The sequence below is a fragment of the Arthrobacter hankyongi genome (assembly GCF_022012395.1).
Taxonomy (GTDB): Bacteria; Actinomycetota; Actinomycetes; order Actinomycetales; family Micrococcaceae; genus Crystallibacter; species Crystallibacter hankyongi.
In genome coordinates, this window is record NZ_JAKLTQ010000013.1 from 15616 (window position 1) to 42101 (window position 26486).

Sequence of the window (26486 nt, forward strand, 5' to 3'; positions counted from 1 at the left end):
ACTTAACGCCCTTTTCACCGCTGAAACGGTCGTTAAGGGGCAACCCGGTCCGGGGTAGGCTCGGAGGATGGAAGGATCCGGCCTGACCTATACCGAACAGGGCCTGACCCGGCAGCACCAGGCACCGGACGGCTACCGGGTCGCCCGGCACCGCATCGCCGTCGGCCGCGGACCGCGGGCCTATGCAGCGTTGGCCGAGGGCATCATGGGCTGGCAGCTGCACCGGCTGGCCGGGCTGCGGGTGGACCCGGCGACGCCGCGCGCGGCGGCGGGCGTGCGCATGGCCTCGCGCTTCGGTCTGGGTCCGCTCCGGCTGCGGATTCCCTGCCAGGTAGTCTGGGCCGAGAATGACGAGCGGTCCGGAGCGAGCCGGCGCACCGGCTTCGGCTATGGCACTCTGCCCGGGCACCCCGAACGCGGGGAGGAAAGCTTCGTCGCGGTAATGGAACCGGACGGCACGGTCTGGTTCGACCTGTTTGCCTTCAGCCGGCACGCGAACTGGTTCTTCCGGGCCGGAGCCCCGGTGGCCTCCGCCTGCCAGGCACTGGCCACCCGCCGCTACCTGCAGGCCGCCCGGCTCCTGGCATCTGGCAGGATGGAGCCATGATTTTCATCGTGGTCAAGTTCAAGGTCCAGCCCGAATACGCCGACAACTTCCCGGAGCTGGTGCGGGAGTTTACCGAGGCCACCCGCGCCGAGCCCGGGAATCTTTGGTCAGACTGGTCGCGCAGCGTAGAGGACCCCAACGAGTACGTGCTCGTCGAGGCCTTCAAGGACGACGCCGCCGCGGCGCACGTCAACAGCGCGCACTTCAAGAAGGCGATGGCCGAGCAGCCGCAGTACCTGCAGGCAACCCCGCGGATTATCAGCCGCCAGATCGAGGGCGAAGGCTGGGACGAGATGGGCGAAATGACGGTGGCGTAGGCCCCTCGAATCGTACCAGTGGATTGATCCGTGCGGTGGGCCTTTGACGCCCACCGCACGGATCATATTCCTTGTAGGGCAAGCGGGTAGAGGCTAGGCTACTCAAAGTCCAAATCAAAATTTTGATTTGGAGCAAATTTGGAGTTGGAGGACCCCGGGCATGAAAGCGGCGGCGGCCCCTTCGCAAAGGGGCCGCCGCCGTTACCTGTTCCTGAAGCGGAAGGTTAGGCGAAGTACTTGGGCAGGGTGCCCTCGTGCGCTTCCTTCAGCTCGGCCAGCGGCAGGCTGAACTGGCCCTGGAAGTCCAGCGCCTCGTTCTGCGTGTCCACCACGCCGATCCGCAGGTGCGCGAAGCCCCGGGCAGTGCACATGTCCTTGAACCGGACCTCTTCGCTGCGGGCCACGGCGACGACGGCGCGGGCCTGGGATTCGCTGAACAGCGCGGTGAACAGGTCCACGCCGTCGCGTTCGCACAGCTCGCCCAGGCCGATCCGGGCGCCGACGCCGAAGCGCAGGGCCATCTCGGACAGGGCCGCGGCGAGGCCGCCCTCGGACAGGTCGTGCGCGGCGTCGATCATGCCGTCGCGCGAGGCGTTGATCAGCAGCTCGCCGAGCAGCTTCTCGGCCGCCAGGTCCAGCACCGGCGGCTTGCCGCCGAGGTGCCCGCGCAGGTTGGCCCATTCGGAGCCGTCCAGTTCGTCCCGGGTGGTGCCCATCAGGTAGATCGCCTGGCCGTCCTCGCGCCAGCCCGACGGCGTGCGGCGGGCGACGTCGTCGAACTTGCCCAGCACGCCGACCACCGGGGTCGGGTGGATGGCCACGCCGCCGGTCTGGTTGTACAGCGAGACGTTGCCGCCGGTGACCGGCACGCCCAGCGTCATGCAGGCGTCGGAGAGCCCGCGCACGGCCTCGGCGAACTGCCACATCACCTCGGGGTCCTCCGGGGAACCGAAGTTCAGGCAGTCGGTGACCGCCATCGGCACGGCGCCGGCGGTGGCGACGTTGCGGTAGGACTCGGCCAGCGCCAGCTGGGCGCCGGTGTACGGGTCCAGGTAGGCGTAGCGGCCGTTGCAGTCGGTGGACAGCGCCACGCCCATGCCGGTGGTTTCGTCCACGCGGATGACCCCGGCGTCGTCGGGCATCGCCAGCGCGGTGTTGCCGCGCACGTAGCGGTCGTACTGGTTGGTGATCCAGTCCTTGGCGCACATGTTCGGGGAGGCCATCAGCTCCAGCACCGCAGCCTTGAGCTCCTCGCCGGAGGCGGGACGGGAGGCGTCGGCGGCCGAGCCGGCGAAGGCGTCCGCCTGCACGCCGTCGAGCCACTCGGGGCGGTGGTATGGGCGCTCGTAGACCGGGCCCTCGTGGGCCACGGTGCGCGGATCCACGTCCACGATGGTCTCGCCGTTCCAGTCGATGATCAGCCGGCCGGTGCCGGTGACCTCGCCGAGCCAGGAGTACTCCACGTTCCACTTGGCCAGGATCGCCTCGAACGCCTCGACGTTCTGCGGCGTCACCACGGCCATCATGCGTTCCTGCGACTCGGACATCAGGATTTCGCCCGGGGTCAGGGTCGGGTCACGCAGCAGCACGGAGGTCAGCTCGATGTGCATGCCGCCGTCGCCGTTGGAGGCCAGTTCGGAGGTGGCGCAGGAGATGCCCGCGGCGCCGAGGTCCTGGATGCCTTCCACCACGGAGGCCTTGAACAGCTCCAGGCAGCACTCGATCAGCACCTTCTCGGCGAACGGGTCGCCCACCTGGACGGCCGGGCGCTTGGCCGGCTTGGAGTCGTCGAAGGACTCCGAGGCCAGCACCGAGGCGCCGCCGATGCCGTCGCCGCCGGTGCGCGCGCCGAAGAGCACCACCTTGTTGCCGGCGCCGGAGGCGTTGGCCAGCCGGATGTCCTCGTGCCGCATCACGCCCACGGCCAGCGCGTTCACCAGCGGGTTGCCCTGGTAGACCGAGTCGAAGACCACTTCGCCGCCGATGTTGGGCAGGCCCAGGCTGTTGCCGTAGCCGCCGATGCCGGCCACGATCCCGTGGACCAGGCGGGCGGTGTCCGGGTGGTCCACGGCGCCGAAGCGCAGCGGGTCCATCACGGCCACCGGCCGGGCACCCATCGAGATGATGTCGCGGACAATGCCACCGATGCCGGTGGCGGCGCCCTGGTAGGGCTCCACGAAGGACGGGTGGTTGTGGGACTCGACCTTGAAGGTCACGGCCCAGCCGTCGCCGAGGTTGGTGACGCCGGCGTTCTCGCCGATGCCCACCAGCATGTCCTTCTTCATCTCCTCGGTGACCTTGTCGCCGAACTGGCGCAGGTGCACCTTGGAGGACTTGTAGGAGCAGTGCTCGCTCCACATCACCGAGTACATCGCCAGCTCGGCGGCGGTGGGGCGGCGGCCGAGGATCTCGACCACGCGGTTGTACTCGTCTTCCTTCAGGCCCAGTTCGGCCCAGGGCAGCGGGGTGTCCGGGGTGGCCGCGGCGTGTTCGACCGTGTCGATGTTGAACTTGCGGCCCTCGATATGTTCGACGGCGTCGGCCGGGCCGCCGAGGTGGTGCCCGTGCTCGTTCCGGGCCTCGGCGGGGGTCTCCAGCCGGCTCTGGACTCGCTGGTTAAGGTCGCTCATCAGTTGGCCCCCACGATCTTCTTCAAAACAGAGGTGAACATGCCCAGTCCGTCGGTACCGCCGCGCACGCCGACGGGGCCGAAGGCCGAGGAGTCCGGGCCGTAGCCGGCCTCCACCGCGTGCTCGGGGTGCGGCATCAGGCCGACGACGTTGCCCGCGGCGTTGGTGATGCCGGCGATGTCGCGGCGGGAGCCGTTGGGATTCACGTCCACGTAGCGGAACACCACGCGGCCCTCGCCCTCGAGCTCGTCCAGGGTCTTCTCGTCCGCGACGTACTGGCCGTCCTGGTTCTTCAGCGGCACCACGATCTCGGACCCGGCGGCGTACTCGGCGGTCCAGGCGGTGGAGTTGTTCTCCACCCGCAGCTTCTGGTCCCGGCAAACGAAGTGCAGGTGGTTGTTCTTGATCATCGAGCCGGGCAGCAGGTGCGCCTCGGTGAGGACCTGGAAGCCGTTGCAGATGCCCAGCACGGGCAGCCCGCCCTTGGCGCCGTCAACGACCTGTTCCATTACCGGCGCGAAGCGGGAGATGGCGCCGGCGCGCAGGTAGTCGCCGTAGGAGAAGCCGCCGGGCAGGATGACCGCGTCCACGCCCTGCAGGTCATGGTCGCCGTGCCAGAGGCTGACCGCGGTGCCGCCGGCCAGCCGCACGGCGCGGGCGGCGTCGGCGTCGTCGAGCGTGCCGGGGAAGGTGATGACGCCGATCCGGGCGCCGGACAGGCCCGCGTCGGGGGCGGGCGAGAAGTCGCCGATCAGGGGAGTCTCGCTCATTACTCGCTGACCCCGATGGTGGCGTCCTTGACGACCTCGACCCGGGTGACGTCCTCGATCACCGGGTTGGACAGCAGCGTGACGGCCGCGTGGCGGGCCTGCTCGAGGACCTCCTCGGTGACCTCGCCGTCCACGGTCAGTTCGAACCGCTTGCCCTGGCGGACGGCGCTGAAACCCGTCTGGCCCAGGCGCTGCAGCGCACCGGCAATGGCCTTACCCTGCGGATCGAGGATTTCGGGTTTGGGCATGACATCGACAATGATCCGGGGCATCCGGTAACTCCTGTGCGTGGGGCAGTGTGGATCTTCCAGGGAAGCTGGGCAGTCCCATTCTACCGGGCCTACCATAAGGCCATGGCCGAGAGACCTAAGTCACTTCTGCTCCCTATCCTGGCCGCCGCCGTGGTGGCCGGCCTGGCCCGGATGGTGATCCAGAAGATCAAACAGGACCGCCGGCTGCGCCAGGCAGGACGCTAGACGCCGGGACCGAAGTCCCCGAACAGCGCCTGCATGGCCTGCCATTCGGCGATCCGGCAGCCGTCGGTCAGGGAGAACACCTTGTCCACCGGCTTGCCGTTCAGTGTGCCGGTGACGCGCGCCTGCTGCGGTCCGCCGTACTGCTGCGTGCAGGCCCGGTTGGGGTTCGGCGGCGCAAAGAAGACCGCGTCGCCGGACTTGGCCAGCGCGGCGCACGCGGCCTCCGGGTTGCTGACGGTGGACTTGGCCGTGGGCCGGGAGTCCACGCAGACCAGCACCTGCTCCTGGCTGCCGGCCACCCCCTGGGTGGACATCACGATCTTCAGGCTGGCATCGGTCACGGCGGCTCCCTTGGTTGGTCCCGGGCTCGACGGCGGTGTGGCCGGGGGCGGGGTTCCCGGCGCCGGCTGCGTGGCCGGCGGCGGTGTGGTGGCCGAGGGCGACGGCGCGGGCCCGCCGGGACCGCCGCAGCCGGCCAGCAGCAGGGCGATCCCGGCCGCCGCCGCGGCGGCCTTGGGGAGTACCCGGAGGAATGTGTGGTGCCGGCACTGCGTCATGGTCATTCACCCAATCGGTTCATCCGGTAGGTCCGGGCCGCGTCCGGGCTTCGGTTCCTGCACCGCGTCCAGTGCCCGGAGCAGCCTGCCGCGCAGTACCTGTGCCTCGGCGGCGAAGGCCCGCTGTGCCGCAGCATAGCGCGCCCGCCCCGGCGCCGTCTCGATCTCGATCGCGTCGTAGCCCCAGCCGGACAGATCGTACGGGGAGGCCTGCATGTCCATTTCCCGGATCCGCCAGGCCAGCTCGAAGCAGTCCAGCACCAGTTCGCCCGGCAGCGCCGGGGCGAGCTTGTAGGCCCACTTGTACAGGTCCATGTTGGCGTGCAGGCAGCCGGGCTGTTCCATCAGGCGCTGGTTCTCCCGGGTGGGCCGCAGGGTGTTCAGCGGCACCGCCTGCGGGGCATAGAAGCGGAAGGCGTCGAAGTGCGAGCAGCCGATCCGGCTGGCCTCCACCACCGCGTCCGTCCCGTCCGCGCCCAGCCGCAGGTCCAGGTAGTCGTGCCGGATCCCGTTGGCCGCGGACTTGTAGGCCATCGCCCACTCGTGCAGCCCGAAGCAGGAGAACCGGGCCGGCCGGGCGGCGGTGCCGGCCAGGATGATCCGGACGAAGTCCACCGTGGCGGACCGGTCGGCCAGGAACGCCGCGGTGTCGAAGGCGGCCGCGGCGGTATCCGGGGCCAGGCCGGCGTCGAGCCGTTCGCCGTCGGTCAGGCCGCGGTAGTACTTCCAGCCGGCCCGTTCGGCCGCCGCGGGACCGGCCACCACCGTGCCGGCCCCGGGGTGCCAGCGCTGCAGCTGGCCCGGCTTGTGGTTGTAGTAGGTGAAGAGGAAATCCTCCACCGGATGCCGGCGGCCGGCCGAGCGGCGCTGCAGGTACGGTTCGGTGAACCTGCCGGCCCGCCGCCGGTGGGCCTCGGCGCGGGCCAGCCACTGCCGCTCGGGCAGGACGGCCGGCCGGACGGACGGGGTCTGACGCATGCCCCTATTATCGCAGCACGGCGCGCTTTGCAGCAGGCAGACCCATTATCATCCGCGCCCGCAGTGGTCAATGGTTGCATATGGAAACAGGCCAAGCGCTGCTGGTGAATTCGGCCCCAACACGCCGTTGACATGGCCCAATAGCTTCATAGGGATTCCCGGATGGAGTATTTTTGGCTCAAACTAGGTCTGCGCGATGAGGCCGAGTTGGTCTGGCTCTGAAACAGGTGAAAGGCGGCTCCCTCTCATGAAAACGCAAGGCATAGGCTTTGTGCGCAGGCCGCGGCTGCGCGCCGCCCTGACGCTGGCCTTAGGCAGTGCCCTGATGTTCTCCTCCGGCGCCGCCGCCACCGCCGTACCCACGCAGGATGGGAAGACCGCCCCGGCGGACCCGAAGGTGGACCCCGGGGCGGTGCCCGAGCCGTACGAGGACGGCCGCTACATCGTGATGCTGGACGCGGATCCGCTGGCCACCTACGACGGCGGCGTGGCCGGGCTGCCGGCCACGAAGCCGGCCGAGGGGGAAGGGCTCGACGACGAGAGCCCCAACGCCGTCAAGTACCGGCAGCACCTCGAGCGCGAGCAGCAGCAGCTGGCGCAGTCCGAAGGCGTCAAGATCAGCGCCAGCTTCACGACGGCCGTCAACGGTTTCGTGGCGAACCTGAGCGGGCTGCAGGCTGCCGCGCTGACCAAGGCCGCCGGGGTCGCCGTCGTGGCCAAGGACCAGAAGTTCCAGCCGGACTATTCGAGCACCGAGTTCCTGGGCCTGCCCGGCGGCAAGGGCGTCTGGAAGCAGCAGTTCGGTTCGGAGAAGAAGGCCGGGGCCGGCACCGTCGTCGGCGTCCTGGACACCGGCTACACGCCGGACAACCCGTTCTTCGCCGGGGACAAGGTTGAGCCGCTCAAGGGCAAGCAGCGGCCCGTGGTCGGGGCGCCCTACCTCAACGCGGACGGCGAGATCGCCATGCTCAAGGCGGACGGCTCCGTATTCAAGGGCAAGTGCCAGGCCGGCGAGTCCGGTTCCGGGTTCAACGGCACCGAGTGCAACAGCAAGGTGCTCGGTGCCCGCTACTACGCCGAGGAGTTCCTCACGGACCCGCAAACCGGCGGCAAGGGGCCCAAGGAATCGATCTCGCCGCTGGACACCGAAGGGCACGGCACCCATACCGCCAGCACCGCGGCGGGCAACTTCGGGGTGAAGACCGAAGTGGGCGGGCGCAACTTCGGCATCGGCTCCGGCGTGGCGCCGGCGGCGAAGGTTGCCGTCTACAAGATCTGCTGGACCGGGGCGAACCCGGGCGCCAGCGGCTGCTACACCTCCGCCGCGGTCGCCGCCATCGACCAGGCGGTCCGGGACGGCGTGGACGTGCTGAACTTCTCCATCTCGGGCGACAACACCACCATCAGCGACCCGGTGGCGATGGCCTTCCTGTCCGCCGCGCGGATGGGGATTTTCATCTCCGCCTCGGCCGGCAACGAAGGCCCCGCGTCCGCCACGGTCAACCACAGCGCCCCGTGGATTACCACCGTGGGGGCCAGCACCTTCTCCAATGCGCTGCAGGGCACCGTGGAACTCTCCGACGGCAGCAAGTACCGCGGCGCCTCGATCATGAACAAGGAAGTGAAGAAGGCGGGCATCCTGCTTTCCAGCGACGCCCCGGTGGCCGACGACGGCAACCCGGCCACGGACGAGGTCAACGACGCCCGGCTCTGCATCCCGGGCAAGCTCAACAAGGCCAAGGTCAAGGGCAAGATCGTCGTCTGCGTCCGCGGCGTCAATCCCCGCGTGGACAAGTCCGAGGCCGTCAAGCAGGCCGGCGGCGTGGGCATGGTGCTGGTCAACCTGACGCCGAATTCGCTGGATCTGGACCTGCACGCGGTGCCGACGGTGCACATCAACGACCCGGGCATCGTGGACAAGGTCGCCGGCAATCCGAAGCTGACCGCCGCGCTGGTGGACCACGACACGACCGGGAAGAAGGAGCCCCCGCTCCCGCAGATGGCCGCCTTCTCCTCGCGCGGCCCGTCCAACGCCGTGAATTCGGACCTGCTCAAGCCGGACTTGGCCGCCCCGGGCGTCGGGGTGCTGGCCGGGGTGTCCCCGATCAACGGCGGGGAGGAATTCGGTTTCCTCTCGGGCACCTCCATGGCTGCTCCCCAGGTGGCGGGCCTCGGGGCCCTGCTGCTGGCCAAGAATCCCGACTGGTCGCCCGCGATCGTCAAGTCGGCGCTGATGACCACCGCGGCGGACGTGGTCACCGATAACGGCTCGGTCAACCATGACAACTTCGCCACCGGGGCCGGCGAGGTGGACCCGGAGCGGATGGCCAGCCCCGGGCTGGCCTACGATGCCAGCCTGAGCGACTGGGCCGGCCTGCTGCAGGGATCGGGCATCAACCTAGGCATGGACCCGAAGATCAACATCGCGGCCAAGGACGCCAATGTGCCCTCGTTCGCGCTTGGGACGCTGGTCGGCGAGGTATCGGTGAAGCGGACCGTGACAGCCCTGGAAGCCGGCCGCTACACGGTCTCCGCGGACGTGCCGGGCATCGAGGTCCGGGTGGAGCCGGCCGTGCTGAAGCTGGACAAGGGGGACAAGGCCAGCTTTACCGTGACCTTCAAGAACGCGGGCGCGGCCTTCGGTGAATTCGCCATGGGCGAGCTGATCTGGTCGGGCGCCGGCCGGACGGTGACGTCGCCGGTGGCGGTCCGGCCGGTGGCCGTGCGGGCGCAGCAAAGCGTCGTCGTGCAGTCCGAGGGGACCAAGGGCGAGGCTGCCATCAAGGTGCAGTCGGGCACCAATGACCCGCTCGACCTCACCGTGGCCGGCCTGGCCAAGGCCGATGCCCTGACCGGCGAGCGGACGCCGGAACCCGGGCTGATCAACGATGCCAGCGCGCTGGTGTCCCGGCTGGTGGTTCCCGAGGGTGCCGCGCTGGCGCGGATGGGCATCGATGCGGCGACGAAGGGTGCGGACTGGGACCTGTACGTGGTCACGCCGACCGGCGAGATGCTGCAGTCCACCGCTGCGGGGTCCAAGGAAGAGGTGCTGATCACCGCCCCCGAGCCTGGAGTCTACGGCGTGTACGCCCACCTGTACGCAGCGCCGGAGGGGGCCACGCAGGCCAGCGCGACGCTGCACACCGCCGCGGTCACCTCGGACGCGGGCAACCTCGGAGTGGATCCGGATCCGCTGGAGCTGGCCAACGGGCAGTCCGGCGAGGTCCGGGCCCACTGGAACGGACTGGACAGCGGCAGCTGGACCGGGCTAGTCCGGTTTGGGGACAGCGCGGGCACCGCCCTGACGGTGAACATCCCCTGAGAGTGGGGCGCTCCCGCCCACTCTCAGGGGGCGCCTGAGCCGCTCAGTCGGCGGCCAGGGCCAGTTGGGAGGCGCGGATCAGCTCCCGCATGGAGCCGTTCAGCTCCCGCAGCGCATCGCGGTCCAGGCCCAGCCGCTGAAGCATGGTGCCCGGCACGGAGAGCGCCTGCTGGCGCAGCGCGGCGCCGTCGGCGGTCAGCCCGACGGCGAGTGACCGCTCGTTGCCGGCGACCCGGCTGCGCGTGACCAGGCCCGCGGCCTCCAGCCGCTTGAGCATGGGGGAGAGGGTGGCCGGTTCCTGCAGCAGCGCCTCGGAGAGGTCCTTGACCGTGCGCGGGCTCTGCTCCCACAACGCGAGCATGACCAGGTACTGCGGATGGGTCAGGCCCAGCTCCTCGAGGACCGGCCGGTAGGCGGCCACCACGCTGCGTGAGGCCACCGACAGAGCGAAACACAGCTGGTGCTCCAGCAGGAGGTCTTCTTCGCCTGCAGGCTGGGTCATGGGATCACATCCGTTCAAATAGTTAATGCACTAACAGTTAGCGTAATATGGCAATGTCGGGGAGTCCACCGGCGGACAACTGGAAGAAAGGGCCGCGTTATGGCAGAGAAGAAGTCGTTGTCGCAACGGTTTATGGACCTCACGGGCAAGCTGCGGATGATCTTCGGGCCGGCCCAGAAGAGCGGCGTGGACCATCCGATGACGGAGGCGAACCAGGAGCTGCTCAAGCAGCGCGAGGCCGAGGCCTCCCAGTGGGAAACCGTGAAGCGGCCGGACGGCAGCACGTACATCGTGCCCAAAAAGCTGTAGCCCGGGCCGGCGTGAGCATCCCCATGGCGGCCAAAGCGAGCTAGAATATGGCCATCGCAGCCGCCTGATGGAGGGTGATTCGAATGGCCGGAAAGGCTGATTTCCTTCGGCGCTTCATGACGATGACGGACAAGACCAGGAAGGTCTGGGGCCCGGCGGACCGGGGCGCCATGGATGAGCCCGTTCTCCACAAGCATGACGATTTCGAGGCCGCCTCGCAGGCCGAGCTCTCCGAATTCGAGATCGAGCGGGATGCGGATGGCCATGCCTATGCCCACCGCAAGCGCCACGAGGCCACCGGGGCTGATGCCGCCGCGACACCGATACCGCCGGGGACAACGCCCGAGGCCGGTCCGAACAATTAAAGGGCAAACAATTAAAGAGCAAAACGGCGGTGCCGGCGCGAAGCCGGACACCGCCGTCGTTGTTTTAAGGCGCCTGGCCGGCCGTCAGCGGCCGGTGCCGCCGTAGATGGTGGCGTTGCTTTCGCCGTCGAGGTCGAAGGCCGCATGCACGGCTCGGACGGCCTTGTCCAGCAGGTCTGCGTGGGTCACGATCGAGATGCGGATCTCCGAGGTGGAGATCATGTCCACGTTCACACCGGCGTCGTGCAGCGCCTGGAAGAACTTGTAGGACACGCCCGGGTTCGAGCGCATGCCGGCGCCGATCAGGGACAGCTTGCCAATCTGGTCGTCATAGTCGATGTTCTCGAAGCCCACCTGCTCCTGGGCGGCCTTCAGGGCCTCGATGGCGTCCCGGCCTTCCACGATCGGCAAGGTGAAGGAGATATCCGTCTTGCCCGAACCCTTGGTGGACACGTTCTGGACGATCATGTCGATATTCGAGTGCGCACCGGCGACGATGCCGAAGATTTCCGCCGCCTTGCCCGGAATGTCGGGCACGCCGAGGATGGTGACCTTGGCCTCGGAACGGTCGTGGGCAACGCCGGAGATGATGGGCTGTTCCAAGGGTTCTCCCTCTTGAATCTTGATCTTGTCGTCGGGGCTGGGCAGGACCCACGTTCCCTCGTTGGTGCTGAAGGAGGAGCGCACGTGCAGCGGTACTCCGAACCGGCGCGCGTACTCCACGCACCGCAGGTGCAGGATCTTGGCACCGGAAGCTGCCAATTCCAGCATCTCCTCGCTGGAGATCCTGTCAATCTTTTGGGCGCTGGGAACCACCCGGGGGTCGGCAGTAAATACCCCGTCCACGTCCGTGTAGATCTCGCAGACGTCGGCATCGAGTGCCGCGGCCAGGGCCACGGCCGTGGTATCCGAGCCGCCGCGGCCCAGCGTGGTGACGTCGTTGCTGTCCTGGGTCATGCCTTGGAAGCCGGCCACGATGGCGATATCCCCGCGCTCGATACAGGTCTTGATGCGGTGCGGGGAGACATCGATGATGCGCGCCTTGCCGTGGATGGCGTCGGTGATCATGCCGGCCTGGCTGCCGGTGAAGGACTGGGCCGTGGCGCCTTCCTCGTTGATCGCCATGGCCAGCAGCGACATCGAGATGCGCTCGCCGGAACTGAGCAGCATGTCCATTTCGCGGGCCGGGGCGCTGGCGGTGATCTGCCCGGCGAGGTCCAGCAGTTCGTCCGTGGTGTCACCCATGGCGGAGACGACGACGACGACCTCGTTGCCGGCCGCCTGCGTCCGGGCCACGCGTTTGGCCACGCGCTTGATGCCTTCGGCGTCCGAAACGGAGGAACCGCCAAATTTCTGCACTATCAAGCTCATGCGTCCACGTTCTTTCAACATCTCCTGGCTTGGGCCATCCGGCATTGCTGGGGCTCCAGTCATGCCGTGCGGGCGCCGGTAGGGGCCGGACAAAGGTTTGCGGGGGCCACGGCATCCGGCGCGGCCGACAAGAAGAGTTTAGCCCGTGACCATGGCGCCTCCGAATCGGCGGCGCCGTTGTGACGGCGGGATGCCGGCCGCCGGGGCTGGGTGGAGGTGCCGGGTAGAAGAATGTGGTCAGCCTGCTTATGGTTAAGGAGTCTTGGGGGATCCATCTGCCAGACCGGGAGGGGCACATGACCAATCCAGCCGAGGAGCCAACGGTTTTGCCGGACGTGCAGGATGCGGACAGGTTTGAGCAGCAGTTGCCGGTGTCGCCGGACGAGGACGGCATGCTGGACGCCGAGACGCCGGGCCCGCTTGAGGGATCCGAAGCGGACCGGATGGAGCAGCGGCTGCCGGAAACACCCCCGGCGGGCCGCGGGATACCGCCGTCCGGGCAGCCGGAGGAGGGATCCGAAGCGGACCGGATCGAACAGGCGACGGGAATTCCCGGCGCCGACGATGAGGACTACCCGTACGGCTCGGCCGGCTGAGGCGCGCAGGGCCGGAACGGCGCCTAGGTGAGGTTCCGGCGGCCCTCGAAGGCCCGGCCGAGGGTGATTTCGTCCGCGTATTCCAGGTCCCCGCCCACCGGCAGGCCCGAGGCCAGCCGGCTGACCGTGATCCCGATGGTCTTGAGCATCCTGGCCAGGTAGGTGGCGGTGGCCTCGCCCTCGAGGTTGGGGTCCGTGGCGATGATGATTTCCTGGATCTGCCCGTCGGAGAGCCGATTGAGCAGCTCCCGGATGCGCAGCTGTTCCGGGCCGATGCCGGCAATCGGGTTGATCGCCCCGCCGAGCACGTGGTAGCGGCCGCGGAAGGACCGGGTGCGTTCGATCGCGACGACGTCCTTGGACTCCTCCACCACGCAGATGGCGGTCGGGTCCCGGCGCGGATCGCGGCAGATGCTGCAGGTTTCCTGCTCGGAAATATTTCCGCAGATGCTGCAGAACTTGACCCGCTCCTTGACATGGACCACCGCGTCCACCAGCCGCTTCATGTCCTCGGGGTCCGCTTCCAGGATGTGGAACGCGATGCGCTGGGCGGACTTGGGGCCGATGCCGGGCAGGCGGCCGAGCTCGTCAATCAGCTCCTGGACGGCGCCTTCGTACACTGAACCTCAATCTCCTGACCGGTTAGGACGCATCGAGGCTGCGTTCCTCGATCAGGCGCCCGCCCAGAATGCGTTCGATGGCGGCACGTCCCACCAGAATCGAGTCCTCGATCGACTCATCGTCATCGCTGGGAATGTCCTCGTCGTAGCTCAAGTTTAGGCCACGTCCGGACGCGTCCCGCACGGCGGGGGCCGCCGGGGCCTGCCGGGCTTCGGCAGCCTTGGCCTGGTTGAGCAGCTGCTGGTAGCGGCTCACGGTCCGTCCGCTGCCGGGATCCGGGGGGGTCTCCCATTCGTCGGCCGGTTCCTCGTCCGAGTACGGGATGTCCTCGTAGGGCGAGGCCGGCCGCGGGCCGGCAGGCTGGGGTGCCTTGGCGGGCGACGACGACGGCACGGGCGGCGCGGCCTGGACAGGCGGCGCCGCTACGGCGGCGGCAGGTGCCGGGGTTGCCGCTGGCGCTTGAGTTGCCGGTGCCGCCGGCGGCGTGGCCACCGGAGCGGCGGGGGCCGGTCCGGCAGCTTCCGGGGCGGGGCCCCAGACCTGCCCGGCCGGTGACGGCGCGGCCAGATGGGCGAAGACCGGCTTCTCCGGATCGGCCGGACCCCAGGCGGCAGGGGCCGGCTGGGGCGTGTTGGACACGGCAGGACCCCAGGCCGCGGGGGCCGGCGCGGGTGCTTCCGGCGGGGAGGCCGGCCTCGGTGCCGGAACGGTGCGTTCGGCTACCCCGGGTTCCGCCGCCGGGGCCCTTGCCGGCTCCGGCCGGCTAGTTGGTGCTTTTGGGCCGGACTCACCCGCTGCCGCGGAGGAGCCGTCGACGGTGCGGATCTGGCAGTCGATGCCGAGCACCTTGTGGATCGCCCGGCGCAGGTTCTCGGCGTGGTCGCCGCGCTCGAAGTTCGTGGCCGAACCCTGGTTCTTGAAGCCCAGGGCCAGGACCGTGCCGTCGAAGCCGGCCGGCGTCGCGTTGGTGCTGACGTTCATCCAGGTCACCTTGCGGATGCTGCCAAGCTCCTCGAGGATCTCCGGCCAGGCCCGGCGGATCATTTCGATCTGGCCGGTGGCGGCAGCCGGCTGCGCGGCCTGCGGATGCTGCGGTGCTGGCTGCTGCGCAGGCTGGGGTGCGGGCCGCTGCTGCTGGGCCGGTGCCTGCTGGGCGGCCGGTCGCTGCGCGGCAGGCTGCTGCGCGGCCGGTCGCTGGGCGGGTGCCTGCTGCGGTGTGGGCTGCTGGGCTGCCGCGGGGCGGGCCGGCTCCGGGCGGGGCGGCGCGGAAACGCCCCAGCCGCCGCCCCAGTCTGCGGTGTTGCCGGCGGGGACGCCGTCGCCGGAAGCCGCGGCCCGGGCTGCTGCGGGCTCGGCCGGACCGGATGCCGCCGGACGGGGGGACGCGGCGGGCGCACCGCTGGCGCCGGGCAGGGCGTCTTCGCGCGGCCAGTCGGCGGTGGTCACCCGGGGCGCGGTCACGCGGTCGGGGCTGCTGGCCGGGGACTCCTGTGTGGCCGGGGCCTCCGGCGCGGCAGGGGTCGAGGCTGTGGGAGATGCGGCGGGAACGGCGTCGGCCACGGGGGCGCCGCCGTAGCTGAGCCGGCGTTCGATCCGGTCCACCCGCGCCGCGATGCCGCGTTCGGCCTGTTCCGCTGCCGGCAGCAGGATCCGGGCACAGAGCAGTTCCAGATGCAGCCGGGGCGAGGTGGCGCCGGTCATCTCGGTCAGGGCCTGGTTGGTGATGTCCGCGGCGCGGGAGAGCTCGGCCGAGCCGAGCTGGTTGGCCTGGGTCTGCATCCGGATGATCTGGTCCTCCGGGACGCCGCGCAGGATGGCGTGCGCACTCTCGGGCATCGCCTTGACGATGATCAGGTCGCGGAAGCGCTCCAGCAGGTCCTCCACGAAGCGCCGGGGGTCGTGGCCGGTCTGGATCACCCGGTCCACGGCGCTGAACACCGTGGGTGCGTCGGCGGCGGCGATCGCCTCCACCACGTCGTCCAGCAGTGAGGCATGCGTGTAGCCCAGCAGCGAGACGGCCAGTTCGTAGTCCAGGCCCGCGGCCCCGGCGCCGGCCATCAGCTGGTCCAGCACGGAAAGCGAGTCGCGCACCGAACCGCCGCCGGCCCGGATCACCAGCGAGAGCACGCCGGGGGCCACTGCCACCTGCTCCTGCCCGCACAGCTGCTCCAGGTACTTCAGCAGCGGCTCCGGCGGCACCAGCCGGAACGGATAGTGGTGGGTGCGGGAGCGGATGGTGCCGATGACCTTGTCCGGCTCCGTGGTGGCGAAGATGAACTTGATGTGTTCCGGTGGCTCCTCCACGATCTTCAGCAGCGCGTTGAAACCGGCCGAGGTGACCATGTGGGCCTCGTCGATGATGAAGACCTTGTAGCGGTCCCGGACCGGGGCGAAGGTGGCGCGCTCACGCAGGTCGCGGGCGTCGTCGACGCCGCCGTGGCTGGCGGCGTCGATCTCGATCACATCCAGGCTGCCCGGGCCGCCGCGGCCCAGCTCCACGCAGGAGTCGCACTCGCCGCACGGGGTCGGCGTCGGGCCCTTGGCGCAGTTCAGGCAGCGGGCCAGGATGCGGGCCGAGGTGGTCTTGCCACAGCCGCGCGGACCGGAGAAGAGGTAGGCGTGGTTCACGCGGTTCTTCTGCAGCGCGGCCATCAGGGGGTCGGTGACGTGTTCCTGCCCGATAACGTCCGCGAAGGTATCCGGCCGGTAACGGCGGTAAAGGGCTGTACTCACGATGAAAACACTATCCGTTGAGGCCTAGGGTCCGCACCCGGCACGCACAGACCGGGGAACGGACGGGGATGCACGTAAAAGACCCCTCATGCACCTGCCAGAGCCCGCTTACCCTTGCTACCTTCCGGTCCTGGGGGAGTTCACAGGATGACACCACATGAGGGGCCGCCCACTAGCTTACCCGATGTTCCCGGCGGCTTCCGAATCCGGCCGATCGTTCCGGCCGATCGCCCTGATCTGCTCGAGGGTCAGTTCCGCGGCGGCGGCCAGGTCCTCGGCCTGGATGCCGGCCGCCAGCGCTTCGCGCACCGCATCACGCAGGTCCGCGTCAGCATTATCCAGCTGGAACTCCTGCCATTCCTTGTCTGCGGCAGCGCTGCGGACCCTGATAAGGCGTTCGTCCACCGGGGATCCCCTTCCAAAGGAACTTTCACCGGCTAAATCTCACCGCAAGAATAAGCCTGCCGACTAGGCATAACAATAAGAATGCTTAGCAAGGGCCGGGTGCCGGTCCGGGCCCTTGCAGAGCCCGGATGCGGCGCGCAGGATGCTGGCATGGCCTTCACACCCAGGACCGCGATTGTCACCGGATCGGACTCCGGGATCGGCCGTGCTGCAGCCGTGGCCCTCGCCCGCGCCGGCCTGGATATCGGCATCACCTGGCACACGGATGCGGCCGGCGCGGAGCAGACCGCCGCCGAGGTCCGCTCGCACGGCCGGAGGGCGCAGGTGGCCCGGCTGGACCTCACCGACCTGCCCGGCTGCGCCGACGTGGTCGACGAGCTGGCCGACGCCCTAGGCGGGCTCGACGTGTTCGTCAACAACGCAGGCACCGGCGAGCAGGTCAAGTTCCTGGACCTGGACTACCAGCGCTGGCGCACCACCCTGGCCACGGACCTCGACGGCGCGTTCGTGTGCCTCCAGCGGGCGGCCCGTCGGATGGTCGCCGCCGGCGTGGGCGGGCGGATCATCGCCGTCACCAGCGTCCACGAGCACCAGCCGCGGGTGGGCTCCGCCGCCTACGATGCGGCCAAGCACGGGCTCGGCGGGCTGATCAAGACGATGGCGCTGGAGCTGGGCCGGTACGGCATCACGGCCAATTCGGTGGCCCCCGGCGAGATCGCCACGCCGATGACTGGGCAGACGGACCAGGATCCGCGCGGCACGCAGCGTCCCGGCGTGCCGCTGGGCCGGCCCGGCGACGCCCGCGAAGTGGCAGCGGTGATTGCCTTCCTGGCCTCGGCCGAGGCCGGCTATGTGACCGGAGCGTCCTGGACGGTGGACGGTGGCATGCTCCAGATGGGCCCGCAGGCCGGCTCGCATCTCAAAGAGCAGGATTGGCGCGACGTGTAGGGCTAGTCCTGCAGCTCCGCCTCCAGCTCTTCTTCCAGCGCAACGTACCGCTCCAGCAGCTCGCGCGCGTGCCCGCCCGCAGGGCCTTCGGCGTCGAGCCCCGCCGCATCGACCCGGCCTTTTCCGCGCCCGCCGGAAACGGCGGCAGCAGCGGAATGTCCGGGTCGGTGACGGCCTCGAGGACGAAGGGCCGGTCCGCGGCCAGCGCCCATTCCCAGGCCTCGCCCAGCTCTCCGGGTTCCTCCACGCTCATCCCGTCCAGACCCAGCAGCCGCCCGTAGTCCGCGTAGCTGAAGTCCGGCAGCGCCTGGCTGTCCGGGAACCTCGGCTCGGCTTCCATCTCGCGCTGTTCCCAGGTCACCTCGGCCAGTTCGCGGTTGTTGAGCGGAAGCAGGAGGCCCGGGCAGCGTCGTCTCAGGCTTGCTGCCCGGGCCGAGGTGAGGTCCGCAGGCTGCTGCGGGATCAGTAGGTTGAGTTAGGCGGCTGTTGCTGCTGGACGTTGGTCCGGGCCTCTTCGGCGCGCAACTTCACGTCTTCGGCCGCCATGCTGCCCTCGGCCTTGACCCGGTCCGTGGCGTCCTGGGCGCTTGCCTTGACTTCCTCGGCGGCCTGGCGTGCCGGCTCCTTCATGTCCTCGCCGATCTGCCGGGCGGACTCCTTGACCTCCTCGACCAGCGGCTGCGCCTTTGCCTTCAGGGCCGCGGCGGCCTGCTGTTCGGCCTCGGTGGGCGGCACCAGCGTGGAAACCAGCCAGCCAACGCCGAAGGCGATCAGTCCGGCGGCGATCGGGTTGCCGCTGGTCCGGCGGGCGATCCGGTGGGGAACCTCGCCGACGGTGTCGCCGACGTCGTGCGCGGTGGACTGGAGCGAATGCCCGGTCTCCTGCGCCGAGCCCATGACGCGCTCCTTGGCCTGCTCGAACTTGGTCTTCACCTTGTCCGTCTGCCGATGCATGATCCTGGACGGGGTGACCTTATCGGCTACGGCGTCCACGTCGCTGCCCAGCCGGCCGCGGGTCGCTTCGATGTCGGCGCGGATCTCTTCGGGTGTCTGGCTCATCGTGTTTCCTCACTTGGCTTCAGGGTTTCGGGAATCTCCTTGACCGTTTCCACGGTGCGCGGCATGCCGCGGACGGTCTTCATTTCCTTCTTGCCGGAGGCGTAAAGGATGGCGGCGATGATGGCCCAGATGACCGCCACGATCACGGCCGACCATCCTCCGCCCAGGAGCAGGCCGAGGCCCCACCACAGGGCCACCGACAGGAACAGCAGGACAAAATGCCCGGCCACCCCGGCGCCGGCGAGCAGGCCCACGCCCTTGCCGGCGCGGCTGGTGGACTCCTTGAGTTCGGCCTTGGCCAGCTCCACTTCCTGGCGCATCAGCACGGAAATGTCGCTGCTGACCTGTGCCAGAAGGTCACCCAGCGAACTGGTCTCGGCCTTGGCCTCGGCCCGGGTGGGCGGCGTCTGCGGGAACTCGGAAGGGGAGGGCTGGGTCACCAGCGTTCACCTCCTTCGCCCGGGGCCCGGGGCGGCAGGTCCGTGGCCGGCTCGGTGCCGGCCGGAGGGACCGGGGGCTGGGCCGCTCCGCTGTCCGCGGGGTAGGTGCCGGCGCCCGGCGTCGTCGCGTAGGTGTCCGCGCCCGCGGTGCGGTAGGTGTCGCCGCTTTCGGGGACGTGGGAGGGCGGCGGCGGGACCGTGCCGGTATTCGCCGGCCGCCGTCCCGGGGTTCCTCCAGCCTCGGCGGCCATGCCGCGGGTCAGCCGCCCGGCCAGCAGGCCCGCTCCGGCAGCAAGGGCCAGGAAGGCGCCGGGCCGGCGCCGGGCAAAGGATTTGATCTCGTCCAGCAGGTCACCCGGTTCCCGCTTCTCCAGCCAGGCGGCGATGCCGCTGAACCGCTCCGCCGCCTGGTTCACCAGGTTCAGGGCGGTGCCGGACTGCGGCTGGCCGTTGGCCATCGAGGTCAGCTCGTCGCTCAGGGAACGCAGCTTGGAGGCGGCCCGCTGCTGCTGGGTGCTGGCCTGGCCGCTGAGGTCGTCGCTGAGCTGGGACATGAGGTTCGTGGCCTGGTACTTGGCCTCCCGGGCCACGTTGCCGGCTTCTTCCTTGGCGGCCTCGGCCACGTGCTGGCCGGCGGCAACGCCTTCGCGGCCTACTTCCTTGGCCTCCTCCGTGGCCGTGCCTGCGGCGGGCGGAGTGGTTGAAGGCGTGGTCGCCACCGGTTCCGCCGGCCTGACCGGGGGAACCGTCGTCTCGCCCAAGACTGTCTCTCCGAAGGGAGCCTCCGGCATGCCGGTGCGGGGAGGCAGATCCTCGTCGTAGTTGCCGGTGTTCGGATTTATGCTCATCTCAGCTCCTTATTTCTGGAATCCGTTGGGCCGTGTCGTGGCCAGGTCAGTGTGGGTTGGCGGGCTGCCGCCCCTCGACGTCGTCCTCCGTCCAGCGGGTGTTGCCGGACTGCACGCGCAGCAGGCGGCCGCGCGCGACGTCGTCCCGGGCCTGCTGCTGCTGTTTCTCGCTGCGGTGGGTGTCCCGGGGCGGCAGCTGCAGGGTCTCTTCGGCCCGGATGCCGGCCTGCAGTTCGCGGCCGCGCTCGGTTTCGGCGTCGAACTCGGCGCCGAAGAGCAGGGACAGGTTCGCCAGCCACAGCCACAGCAGCATCACAATGACGCCGCCGATGGCCCCGTAGGTCCGGTTGTAGTGGCCGAAGTTGGCCACGTAGAAGCCGAAGCCCGCGGTGGCGACCGCCAGCACGAGCAGGGCGATGAAGGCGCCCATGCTGATCCAGCGGAACTTGGGCTGCTTCACATTCGGGGTGGCGTAGTACAGCAGGGCGATCGACACCACGGCGGCCAGGATCAGCACCGGCCACTTGACGATATTCCAGGCGGTCACCGCCGCCTGGCCCATGCCGATCAGCCCGCCGATGGCCGCGGCGATCGGGCCGGAGACCACCAGCAGGACCAGCATCAGCGCCGCCAGCACCACCAGGATGACGGTCAGCAGTATCATCATCGGACGCAGCTTCCAGAACGGCCGGCCCTCGTCCACCTCGTAGATGCGGTTCATCGCGCGGCCGAAAGCCCCCACGTAGCCGGAAGCCGACCAGAGGGCGCCGACAATACCGACGACAAGAGCCAGGCTGGCCGTGCCGGGGGCGGAGAACTGCTGGATCGGCTGCTCCAGCGCCTTGGCCGCGTCACCCGGAGCGAGCTGGTTGACCAGAGCCAGCATGGCGGCGGTGCCCTCTTCGCTCTGCCCGAAGAGCCCCAGCAGGGATACCAGGGCGAGCAGCCCGGGGAACAGGGACAGCACCATGTAGTAGGTCAGCGCGGCCGCCAGGTCCGTGCACTGGTCGGAGGAAAATTCCCGCCGGGCCTTCCGGAAGATGTACATCCAGGAAGGCTTCTTCAGGTCGGTTGGGGAAGCGGGCTTGTACGGGCTGTCCGGGGCCGGAGCCGTCCGGACTTTGTCGGTACTTTTTTGGGTTGCCATGCCTGTCTCCTCGGTGGGGGAGCCGCATCAGTAGATCCGGTTTCACGCTAACACTAAGCATGCTTACCAACAACCGGGTCGGGCGGCAAGGTCGCCCGATTCGGCAGATCGGCAAAACTTCGGTATTCTGGTATCCGCTCGCGAAGAGTGAACAACTGGAGGATTCGCCTAGCGGCCTATGGCGCACGCCTGGAACGCGTGTTGGGTTAACAGCCCTCGGGGGTTCAAATCCCCCATCCTCCGCCACATTGCACAAGCGGCCCCGCCCGGTACCGGGCGGGGCCGCTTGTCTTTTGTCCCGCACCTCTAACCGTCCAGCCCCAGCCTGCGGCGGCGCCGCCGGGCCGCGGCCTCGCTGGGACCCATCCGGCCCAGGCCGAGGCGGACGACGGCCAGCACCACGCGCGTGGCCGTGCGCACCGGCAGCGGAACCGGGCCCAGCGCGGGCACGTCCAGGCCGAGCAGCCGCCGGTACTTCGGCTCCAGCGTGGCGACCGCACCGGCGAAGAGGATGCGGTAGCCCAGCCGCTGGGAGGCCGGCAGCGGCGGGGACTTCAGCAGCGCGACCACCTCGGCCACCCGCTCACCGGCGGCCAATTCGCCGTCGAAACCGGCCAGCTGCCGCTTCAGCTGCGCCGCATCGCGGGGAGGATCCGGCACGCCCATCAGCCCGGCCGCCACCGCCCACTCGGCCACATAACGGTCCGGCCCGCCCGGGATCGGCCCGCCGTAGGCGCACTCGGCGGCTAGGAACGCGTCGGTGAAGGCCAGATGCACCCAGCGCAGCAGGTCCGGATCGTTGGCGCTGTAGGTGCGCGGTGCGCCGTGGGCGTCCGTATAGCCGCCCCGGACACGCTCATGCATCCTCAGCACGCGGTCGCAGCCGGCCCGGGCGGCGGCCGTGTCCCCATAGGTGACGGTGAAGATCCAACGGATCGTGCGGGCCAGCCTCCCCAGCGCGTCGTCTCTGTAGGCCGAAAAGTCGTGGACGCCCGCCAGCGCCCCTGGATGCAGGGACTGCACCAGCAGTGCCCGGATGCCGGCCACGAGGGTGGTCATCGATCCGTGCACCGCCCAGACCGCCGAGTCCGGACCGAAGTAGCCGCCGTCCGTGCCGTCGGCGAAGTCCTGCGGCCACTGCGGCGGCCGGTCCGTGCCGGTAAAGGTCCAGCGAAGCTCGTCCCGCCAGCCTGCTACGACTCCCACGGCATTATTAATACCGCTCCGCCGAGCCCGTCGGTACCCCGCCCGGCCGGCTAGAACCGGTAGGTCCAGGCGGAGGTGCCGGAAAGCCGGTGCGACGGCGAGGATGCCTTGGCGGTGAAGGTCAGCTTCCGCCCGTTGCCAGCCTGGTAGGTCCCGGCGGGCTTGTACCTGCCGTTGACGTAGTACTTCACCCCGGATTTCCGGGGAATGGTGTAGCTGTTTTTCGTGCCGTTGAAGGACGGTTTGGCCGCCGTCGTCTTCGTCCGGAAGTCGTACTTCCACGCGGCGGTGCCCGACAGCCTGTAGCCGGCCAGGGCCTTCGCGCTAACGGTCACGAGCCTGCGGTTTGCCGGGTAGGTGCCCGCCTTCGCCTGCTTGCCGCCGACGTAGTAGCGGACCCCGGCGGTGCCCGGAATGGTGTAGGTGCCGGACTTCTTGCCGAACGTCACCGCCGCCGGGACCACCCGGACCGGCGCGAAGTCGAAACTCCACGCCGTGGTGCCGGACAGGACGTAGCCGGCTGCTGCCTTGGCGGTGACCGTAACCTTGGCCCGGTTTCCGCTGTAGCTGCCGGCCTTCACCGGCTTGCCGTTGGCGTAGTACTGTACGCCGGCCTTGGCCGGAATCGTGTACCGGTCGGCCGACCGGCTGAACGACGGCGCCGCCGGGGTGGTCTTGACGGCTGCCGGAGTGAAATCGAAGGTCCAGCTGGCCGGTCCGGACAGCGCATAGCCAGCGTGCGCCGTGGCGGTGACCGTCACCTTGGTGCGGTGGCCACTATGGCTGCCCGCGCCCTTGTCCACGCCGTTGACCGAGTAACGGACGCCGGGGACGTCCGGCACGGTGACGGTGCCCGCGGATTTGTTGAAGCCCGGTGCGGCGGCGGTGACCATGGCGATGGCCGGGGTGAAGTCGAAAACCCAGGTGGTCGGGCCGGACAGAGCATAACCCGCGAGGGCAGTGGCGGTGACTGTCACATTGGCCTGGTAGCCGCCGTAGCTGCCCGTGGCCTTGTCGAGGCCGTTGACCGAGTAGCGGACGCCGGGGACCTCGGGCACGGTGACGGTGCCTGAAGACTTGTTGAAGCTCGGCGCGGCGGCGGTGACCATGGTGATGGCCGGGGAGAAGTCGAAGGACCAGGTGGCTGCCTTCGACAGGACGAAACCGGGCAGGGATTTCGCAACGATGTTGATTTTCTGGCCGTTGGCGCTGTATGTGCCGGAAGCTCTTGCTGAGCCGTTAACGAAGTATTCCACCATTCCAGGCATGGATTTGATGCTGTAGGTTCCGTCAAGCGGACTAAACGTAGGCCACGCGGGCGGGATCGCGATCAGCGATGAGTCCCCCTGAAGGCGCCATTCCGTGAACATTCCGCAGCTAAAGTAATGCCCAGGTGCAGGTTCAATAATGATCTTCGTGCCATTAAGGCTAGCTGTCGGATGCAGGCCAGGTGGAACAGCAGCTTTAGCCCCCGACTGATCGACGACGAAATACGACGCATTGTTCACGATGGGGAGTGCGATGTACCCGGGCATTCCGGGAGGATCGAATGTAGGCGCAACTGGTACAACATCCGTGTCAAAGATCTGGCAAGCATCCGTCAGCGGCTGGATGGCCATGTTTGCCGGAGCCGGTCCGGCTGCGTGGGCAACGGTGCCGAGTGCAGTCAACGAACCGAGCGACAGCGCGGGCGCGAGGAGCGCAGCCCCCATTACATGTGCAATTTTCAATGTTTCCCCCGAGGAATGAACGTGGCTTAGAGCAGAACTTCCTATCAGGGGCAGCCTAAGGGCGCTCAGTTAAAGCTTTCGTGGCAGGCGGGTTACCAGCCGGTGAAATAACTGGATCGAAATGGGGACAAAGGCGCCGGATGCTTGCCAAATTCGTCGCAGCGTGCGGTGGTTCTTTCCGGCCGGTGGGCGCCGCAACGCCCGGAAAATCTAGGAAATCCGGCTGAAGAAAGTCCGGACCGTGCACGAAAAAGTCCATTCCATGTCCGGGCAGCGGATGGCAGCGTCCAGGAAATAGATGGAAGGCCGGGACCTGCCCCCTGCGCCGCTAAGCCCCTGTCCTTGGCATTAAACAAAAACGACGGCGGGTGGCCGGATCTCCACGGGCAGGCTGCCCAGTAGAGCTCCGGCGGTCACCCGCCGTCGTCAGGGGTTACTGGACCACCAGGTCCGGGTAGTACTTCTCTGTCACGTCCGGGTGCGCGCGCAGCCGGCCCTTGAGCATGTTCTTGCCGAAGCTGGAGAGCATCGGGTTGTTCGGGTCGTCAGAGAGGCCGCGGGCCTGGGCCTTGAGTTCGGCCGACAGGGGGACCGGGTCGATCACGGCGTCCAGGCGCGGGGACCAGAAGAACGGCACGGAGTAGCGGTCCACGCCCGGCGGCGGTGCGGTGACGCGGTGGATAGTCGCGGCGATGTAGCCCTCGGTGGCGACCTCGAGCATTTCGCCCAGGTTCACCACCAGGGCGCCCTCGATCGGCTCGACTTCCAGCCACTCGGTGCTGCCCGGAGGCAGGACCTCCAGGCCGCCGACCATGTCCTGCAGCAGCAGGGTGACGAAGCCGTAGTCCGCGTGGGAGCCCACGCCCTGGTCGCCGGCTTCCTCGACGACGCCGCCGACGTAGTGGACCAGCTTGCCCATCCAGTGCGGGGTGCCGCGGAAGGGCTCGTCGAAGTAGTCCTCGGGCAGGCCCAGGCCCACGCCGATGGCGGAGAGCAGCTCGGCGCCGACCTTGGACATGAGCTCGGCCCATGCCATGGCCTTGTCCTTCAGCTCCGGCAGGGCGGTGTCCGGCCACTGGTTGGGGCCGCGCAGCAGCCAGTACGGCTCGTCCGCCGGGTAGTCCCCGACCGGTTCGCTCTCGGGGGAGTAGTCCAGCTGCTCGCGGGCGTCGGCCCGGCCGGCCGTCATTTCGGTGCCCATCCGGGTGTAGCCGCGGAAGTGGGGCGAGTTGCGGTTGTCCAGGGCGAGACGGTCCTCGAGCGGCAGGTCGAAGAAGCGCTTGATCACATCGAACAGTTCCGCGGGCTGGCCTTCGGCGGCGCCGTAGCCGACGATCTGGAAGAAGCCGACCCGGTGGGCGGCATCGCGCAGCTGCTCGATGAAATCCGAGTTGAACGACCCGTCCGAATTCCGGGCGGTGCTGAGGTCAATGATGGGGATTGATCCGGAGGTATTCGGCATGCTGGCACACTAGCACCGGGGCGGGCGATCAGGCCCGCCGCTGTTACGCTATATGGCTTGGTTCCAGGGTGCCGGCGATGGCGGCCCAGGCGCGCAGGAAGGCGGCGCCGGCTACTTCGTGGATGGCGCGCGGCAGGCCCATGTGCGCGGCGGTGAGCACCGGGTAGGGTTTCAGCGGCACTCCGTCCTCCGGCCGCACGTCAACATGCACGACGGCGTGGCCGTGGTGGTGCAGCCAGTCCGCCATGGCGTAGTCGGTCCGCGAGTCCCCGAGGGTCCGCCAGGCGTGGGGGACCACCCCGTCCGCGGCCAGCAGTTCCAATGCCCGCTCGGCGCCCAGGTCCTTGCCCAGCTGCACGGACTCGATGTCGGTGGAAATGATGGTGGGGTCCAGCCGGTAGTCCACCCGGTCGTCGCTGTTGGGCACGTGCCGGTCCAGCCGGCTGGCGCCCAGGTTGAACCGGCCCATCAGGGCCAGCGCCTCGGCGTCGAAATCCTGCTGCACGCGGCGGTATTCCTGGTTGCTGACCTCAATGACCTGCTCCACGGACACCATGGCGCGCTTGGTCTCGTCGAAGAACATGTGGCTGGAGTAGTTCTGCTGGACCAGGACGCGGACCTCGGAGGCATAGTCCTGGGGAACGGAGAGCTCGTGGTCCACATGCAGCGTCCCCGGCCCGGCGGAGCCGAAGCTGAACCAGACGGCGCCCTTCTCGCAGACGGCATGGAAGCGGACGTGCTCCGGAATGCCGGCCTCCATCAGCGGCTGCATGATCTGCTCGCGGATGAAGGTGTCGGAACGGCCGGTGTTGAAGACCACGGGCCAGCCGTGCGAGGCCAGCTGCAGCAGCGCCTCGAGGATTTCCGGCGGGACCGAGCGGGTGACCGGGCTGGCGATGGGACCGTCCACGTCCAGCAGCAGGCCGATCGGCGGCTGGGCGGGCCGTACATGCTTGGCGGGAGCGACTGCTGGGAACGTCATACCTCATTATCTGCCGGATCGACGACGGCGGGCGGACCCATCCGCGGAAACCGGCCCCGTGTCCGGGCGCGGGGCGCGTAACCTTTTGGCCACGACCGCGGAGGG

Annotated in this window: 27 protein-coding genes, 1 tRNA gene and 1 other RNA gene; 9 read left to right on the forward strand and 20 right to left on the reverse strand. The window is 68.9% G+C overall.

Annotated features, from left to right (window positions below; translation table 11 throughout):
• Positions 1–67: 67 nt before the first annotated feature.
• Both LVY72_RS15685 and LVY72_RS15690 read left to right on the forward strand, forming a co-directional pair.
• Positions 68–607 (forward strand): DUF1990 domain-containing protein, encoded by a 540-nt coding sequence (locus LVY72_RS15685; protein ID WP_237822555.1) that lies wholly within the window; start codon positions 68–70, stop codon positions 605–607.
• On the forward strand, positions 604–924 hold the full coding sequence (locus LVY72_RS15690) for a putative quinol monooxygenase (protein ID WP_237822558.1): 321 nt from the start codon (positions 604–606) through the stop codon (positions 922–924). The genes LVY72_RS15685 and LVY72_RS15690 overlap by 4 nt, the downstream gene beginning before the upstream one ends.
• A gap of 224 nt (positions 925–1148) precedes the next feature.
• On the opposite strand, the gene purL is transcribed toward LVY72_RS15690, so the two are convergent.
• From purL to purS, 3 genes are read right to left on the reverse strand one after another with little or no spacing between them, the layout of a single operon-like run.
• Positions 1149–3554 (reverse strand): phosphoribosylformylglycinamidine synthase subunit PurL, encoded by a 2406-nt coding sequence (purL, locus tag LVY72_RS15695; protein WP_237822560.1) that lies wholly within the window; start codon positions 3552–3554, stop codon positions 1149–1151.
• The gene (gene purQ, locus LVY72_RS15700) at positions 3554–4324 is read right to left on the reverse strand and encodes a phosphoribosylformylglycinamidine synthase subunit PurQ (RefSeq protein WP_237822562.1); all 771 of its coding nucleotides are present in this window, start codon (positions 4322–4324) and stop codon (positions 3554–3556) included. Before purQ ends, purL begins: the two co-directional genes overlap by 1 nt.
• Positions 4324–4596, reverse strand: coding sequence for a phosphoribosylformylglycinamidine synthase subunit PurS (gene purS / locus LVY72_RS15705; protein WP_237822564.1), 273 nt, complete (start codon positions 4594–4596; stop codon positions 4324–4326). Before purS ends, purQ begins: the two co-directional genes overlap by 1 nt.
• Positions 4597–4677: 81 nt before the next feature.
• Here purS and LVY72_RS24435 point away from each other — a divergent pair, with 81 nt between their 5' ends.
• Complete coding sequence (locus LVY72_RS24435) at positions 4678–4800, forward strand: hypothetical protein (RefSeq protein WP_269092605.1); 123 nt, start codon at positions 4678–4680, stop codon at positions 4798–4800.
• Here the strand turns inward: LVY72_RS24435 and LVY72_RS15710 are convergent.
• Both LVY72_RS15710 and LVY72_RS15715 read right to left on the reverse strand, forming a co-directional pair.
• Entirely contained in the window at positions 4797–5363 is a 567-nt protein-coding gene (locus LVY72_RS15710; RefSeq protein WP_237822566.1) for an SSI family serine proteinase inhibitor, read from the reverse strand. The genes LVY72_RS24435 and LVY72_RS15710 overlap by 4 nt on opposite strands.
• Complete coding sequence (locus LVY72_RS15715) at positions 5364–6335, reverse strand: 3-methyladenine DNA glycosylase (RefSeq protein WP_237822568.1); 972 nt, start codon at positions 6333–6335, stop codon at positions 5364–5366.
• A 247-nt stretch (positions 6336–6582) separates the two neighbouring features.
• On the opposite strand from LVY72_RS15715, the gene LVY72_RS15720 reads away from it, so the two are divergent.
• Positions 6583–9657 (forward strand): S8 family serine peptidase, encoded by a 3075-nt coding sequence (locus tag LVY72_RS15720; protein ID WP_237822570.1) that lies wholly within the window; start codon positions 6583–6585, stop codon positions 9655–9657.
• Positions 9658–9700: 43 nt separating this feature from the next.
• Here the strand turns inward: LVY72_RS15720 and LVY72_RS15725 are convergent, their stop codons facing one another.
• Positions 9701–10159, reverse strand: a complete 459-nt coding sequence (locus LVY72_RS15725) for a MarR family winged helix-turn-helix transcriptional regulator (RefSeq protein ID WP_237822572.1) — start codon at positions 10157–10159, stop codon at positions 9701–9703.
• 99 nt (positions 10160–10258) lie between these two features.
• On the opposite strand from LVY72_RS15725, the gene LVY72_RS15730 reads away from it, so the two are divergent.
• Complete coding sequence (locus LVY72_RS15730; RefSeq protein WP_237822574.1) at positions 10259–10468, forward strand: hypothetical protein; 210 nt, start codon at positions 10259–10261, stop codon at positions 10466–10468.
• 83 nt (positions 10469–10551) lie between these two features.
• Positions 10552–10833: a hypothetical protein gene (locus LVY72_RS15735; RefSeq protein WP_237822576.1), complete on the forward strand. Its 282-nt coding sequence runs from the start codon at positions 10552–10554 to the stop codon at positions 10831–10833.
• Between the two features lie 84 nt (positions 10834–10917).
• On the opposite strand, the gene LVY72_RS15740 is transcribed toward LVY72_RS15735, so the two are convergent.
• Positions 10918–12204, reverse strand: a complete 1287-nt coding sequence (locus LVY72_RS15740) for an aspartate kinase (protein ID WP_237822578.1) — start codon at positions 12202–12204, stop codon at positions 10918–10920.
• Positions 12205–12500: 296 nt separating this feature from the next.
• Here LVY72_RS15740 and LVY72_RS15745 point away from each other — a divergent pair, with 296 nt between their 5' ends.
• The gene (locus LVY72_RS15745; protein ID WP_237822580.1) at positions 12501–12800 is read left to right on the forward strand and encodes an Rv3202a family protein; all 300 of its coding nucleotides are present in this window, start codon (positions 12501–12503) and stop codon (positions 12798–12800) included.
• Positions 12801–12823: 23 nt separating this feature from the next.
• Here LVY72_RS15745 and recR read toward each other — a convergent pair whose 3' ends face one another.
• The 4 genes from recR to LVY72_RS15765 form a co-directional block, all read right to left on the reverse strand.
• Positions 12824–13420: a recombination mediator RecR gene (gene recR / locus LVY72_RS15750; RefSeq protein ID WP_237822582.1), complete on the reverse strand. Its 597-nt coding sequence runs from the start codon at positions 13418–13420 to the stop codon at positions 12824–12826.
• Positions 13421–13442: 22 nt separating this feature from the next.
• Entirely contained in the window at positions 13443–16154 is a 2712-nt protein-coding gene (locus tag LVY72_RS15755) for a DNA polymerase III subunit gamma and tau (RefSeq protein ID WP_237822584.1), read from the reverse strand.
• Positions 16155–16228: 74 nt separating this feature from the next.
• An RNA gene (gene ffs / locus LVY72_RS15760) (signal recognition particle sRNA small type) lies at positions 16229–16324 on the reverse strand.
• A 7-nt stretch (positions 16325–16331) separates the two neighbouring features.
• Positions 16332–16559, reverse strand: a complete 228-nt coding sequence (locus tag LVY72_RS15765; RefSeq protein WP_237822586.1) for a hypothetical protein — start codon at positions 16557–16559, stop codon at positions 16332–16334.
• A gap of 150 nt (positions 16560–16709) precedes the next feature.
• On the opposite strand from LVY72_RS15765, the gene LVY72_RS15770 reads away from it, so the two are divergent.
• Positions 16710–17507 carry an SDR family oxidoreductase gene (locus LVY72_RS15770; RefSeq protein WP_237822588.1) on the forward strand — a complete coding sequence of 266 codons (798 nt, stop codon included), beginning with the start codon at positions 16710–16712 and terminating at the stop codon, positions 17505–17507.
• On the opposite strand, the gene LVY72_RS15775 is transcribed toward LVY72_RS15770, so the two are convergent.
• The 5 genes from LVY72_RS15775 to LVY72_RS15795 all read right to left on the reverse strand — a co-directional run bounded on the left by LVY72_RS15775 (position 17479) and on the right by LVY72_RS15795 (position 21001).
• Positions 17479–17868 carry a hypothetical protein gene (locus LVY72_RS15775; protein ID WP_372463718.1) on the reverse strand — a complete coding sequence of 130 codons (390 nt, stop codon included), beginning with the start codon at positions 17866–17868 and terminating at the stop codon, positions 17479–17481. The genes LVY72_RS15770 and LVY72_RS15775 overlap by 29 nt on opposite strands.
• Positions 17869–17969: 101 nt before the next feature.
• Positions 17970–18566 (reverse strand): DUF3618 domain-containing protein, encoded by a 597-nt coding sequence (locus LVY72_RS15780; protein WP_237822590.1) that lies wholly within the window; start codon positions 18564–18566, stop codon positions 17970–17972.
• Positions 18563–19006, reverse strand: a complete 444-nt coding sequence (locus LVY72_RS15785) for a phage holin family protein (protein WP_237822592.1) — start codon at positions 19004–19006, stop codon at positions 18563–18565. Before LVY72_RS15785 ends, LVY72_RS15780 begins: the two co-directional genes overlap by 4 nt.
• Positions 19003–19854 (reverse strand): hypothetical protein, encoded by an 852-nt coding sequence (locus LVY72_RS15790; RefSeq protein WP_237822594.1) that lies wholly within the window; start codon positions 19852–19854, stop codon positions 19003–19005. Before LVY72_RS15790 ends, LVY72_RS15785 begins: the two co-directional genes overlap by 4 nt.
• 46 nt (positions 19855–19900) lie before the next feature.
• On the reverse strand, positions 19901–21001 hold the full coding sequence (locus LVY72_RS15795; RefSeq protein ID WP_237822595.1) for a YihY/virulence factor BrkB family protein: 1101 nt from the start codon (positions 20999–21001) through the stop codon (positions 19901–19903).
• 157 nt (positions 21002–21158) lie between these two features.
• Here LVY72_RS15795 and LVY72_RS15800 point away from each other — a divergent pair.
• Positions 21159–21247: transfer RNA gene (locus LVY72_RS15800), tRNA-Ser, on the forward strand.
• Between the two features lie 60 nt (positions 21248–21307).
• Here the strand turns inward: LVY72_RS15800 and LVY72_RS15805 are convergent.
• From LVY72_RS15805 to LVY72_RS15820, 4 genes are all read right to left on the reverse strand, one after another.
• Entirely contained in the window at positions 21308–22207 is a 900-nt protein-coding gene (locus LVY72_RS15805) for an oxygenase MpaB family protein (protein WP_237822597.1), read from the reverse strand.
• A 50-nt stretch (positions 22208–22257) separates the two neighbouring features.
• A complete protein-coding gene (locus LVY72_RS15810) occupies positions 22258–23475 on the reverse strand; it encodes an InlB B-repeat-containing protein (RefSeq protein WP_237822599.1) in 1218 nt (405 codons plus the stop codon).
• 895 nt (positions 23476–24370) lie between these two features.
• Complete coding sequence (locus tag LVY72_RS15815; protein ID WP_237822601.1) at positions 24371–25399, reverse strand: isopenicillin N synthase family dioxygenase; 1029 nt, start codon at positions 25397–25399, stop codon at positions 24371–24373.
• 43 nt (positions 25400–25442) lie between these two features.
• The gene (locus tag LVY72_RS15820) at positions 25443–26381 is read right to left on the reverse strand and encodes a Cof-type HAD-IIB family hydrolase (protein ID WP_237822603.1); all 939 of its coding nucleotides are present in this window, start codon (positions 26379–26381) and stop codon (positions 25443–25445) included.
• Between the last annotated feature and the right edge of the window lie 105 nt (positions 26382–26486).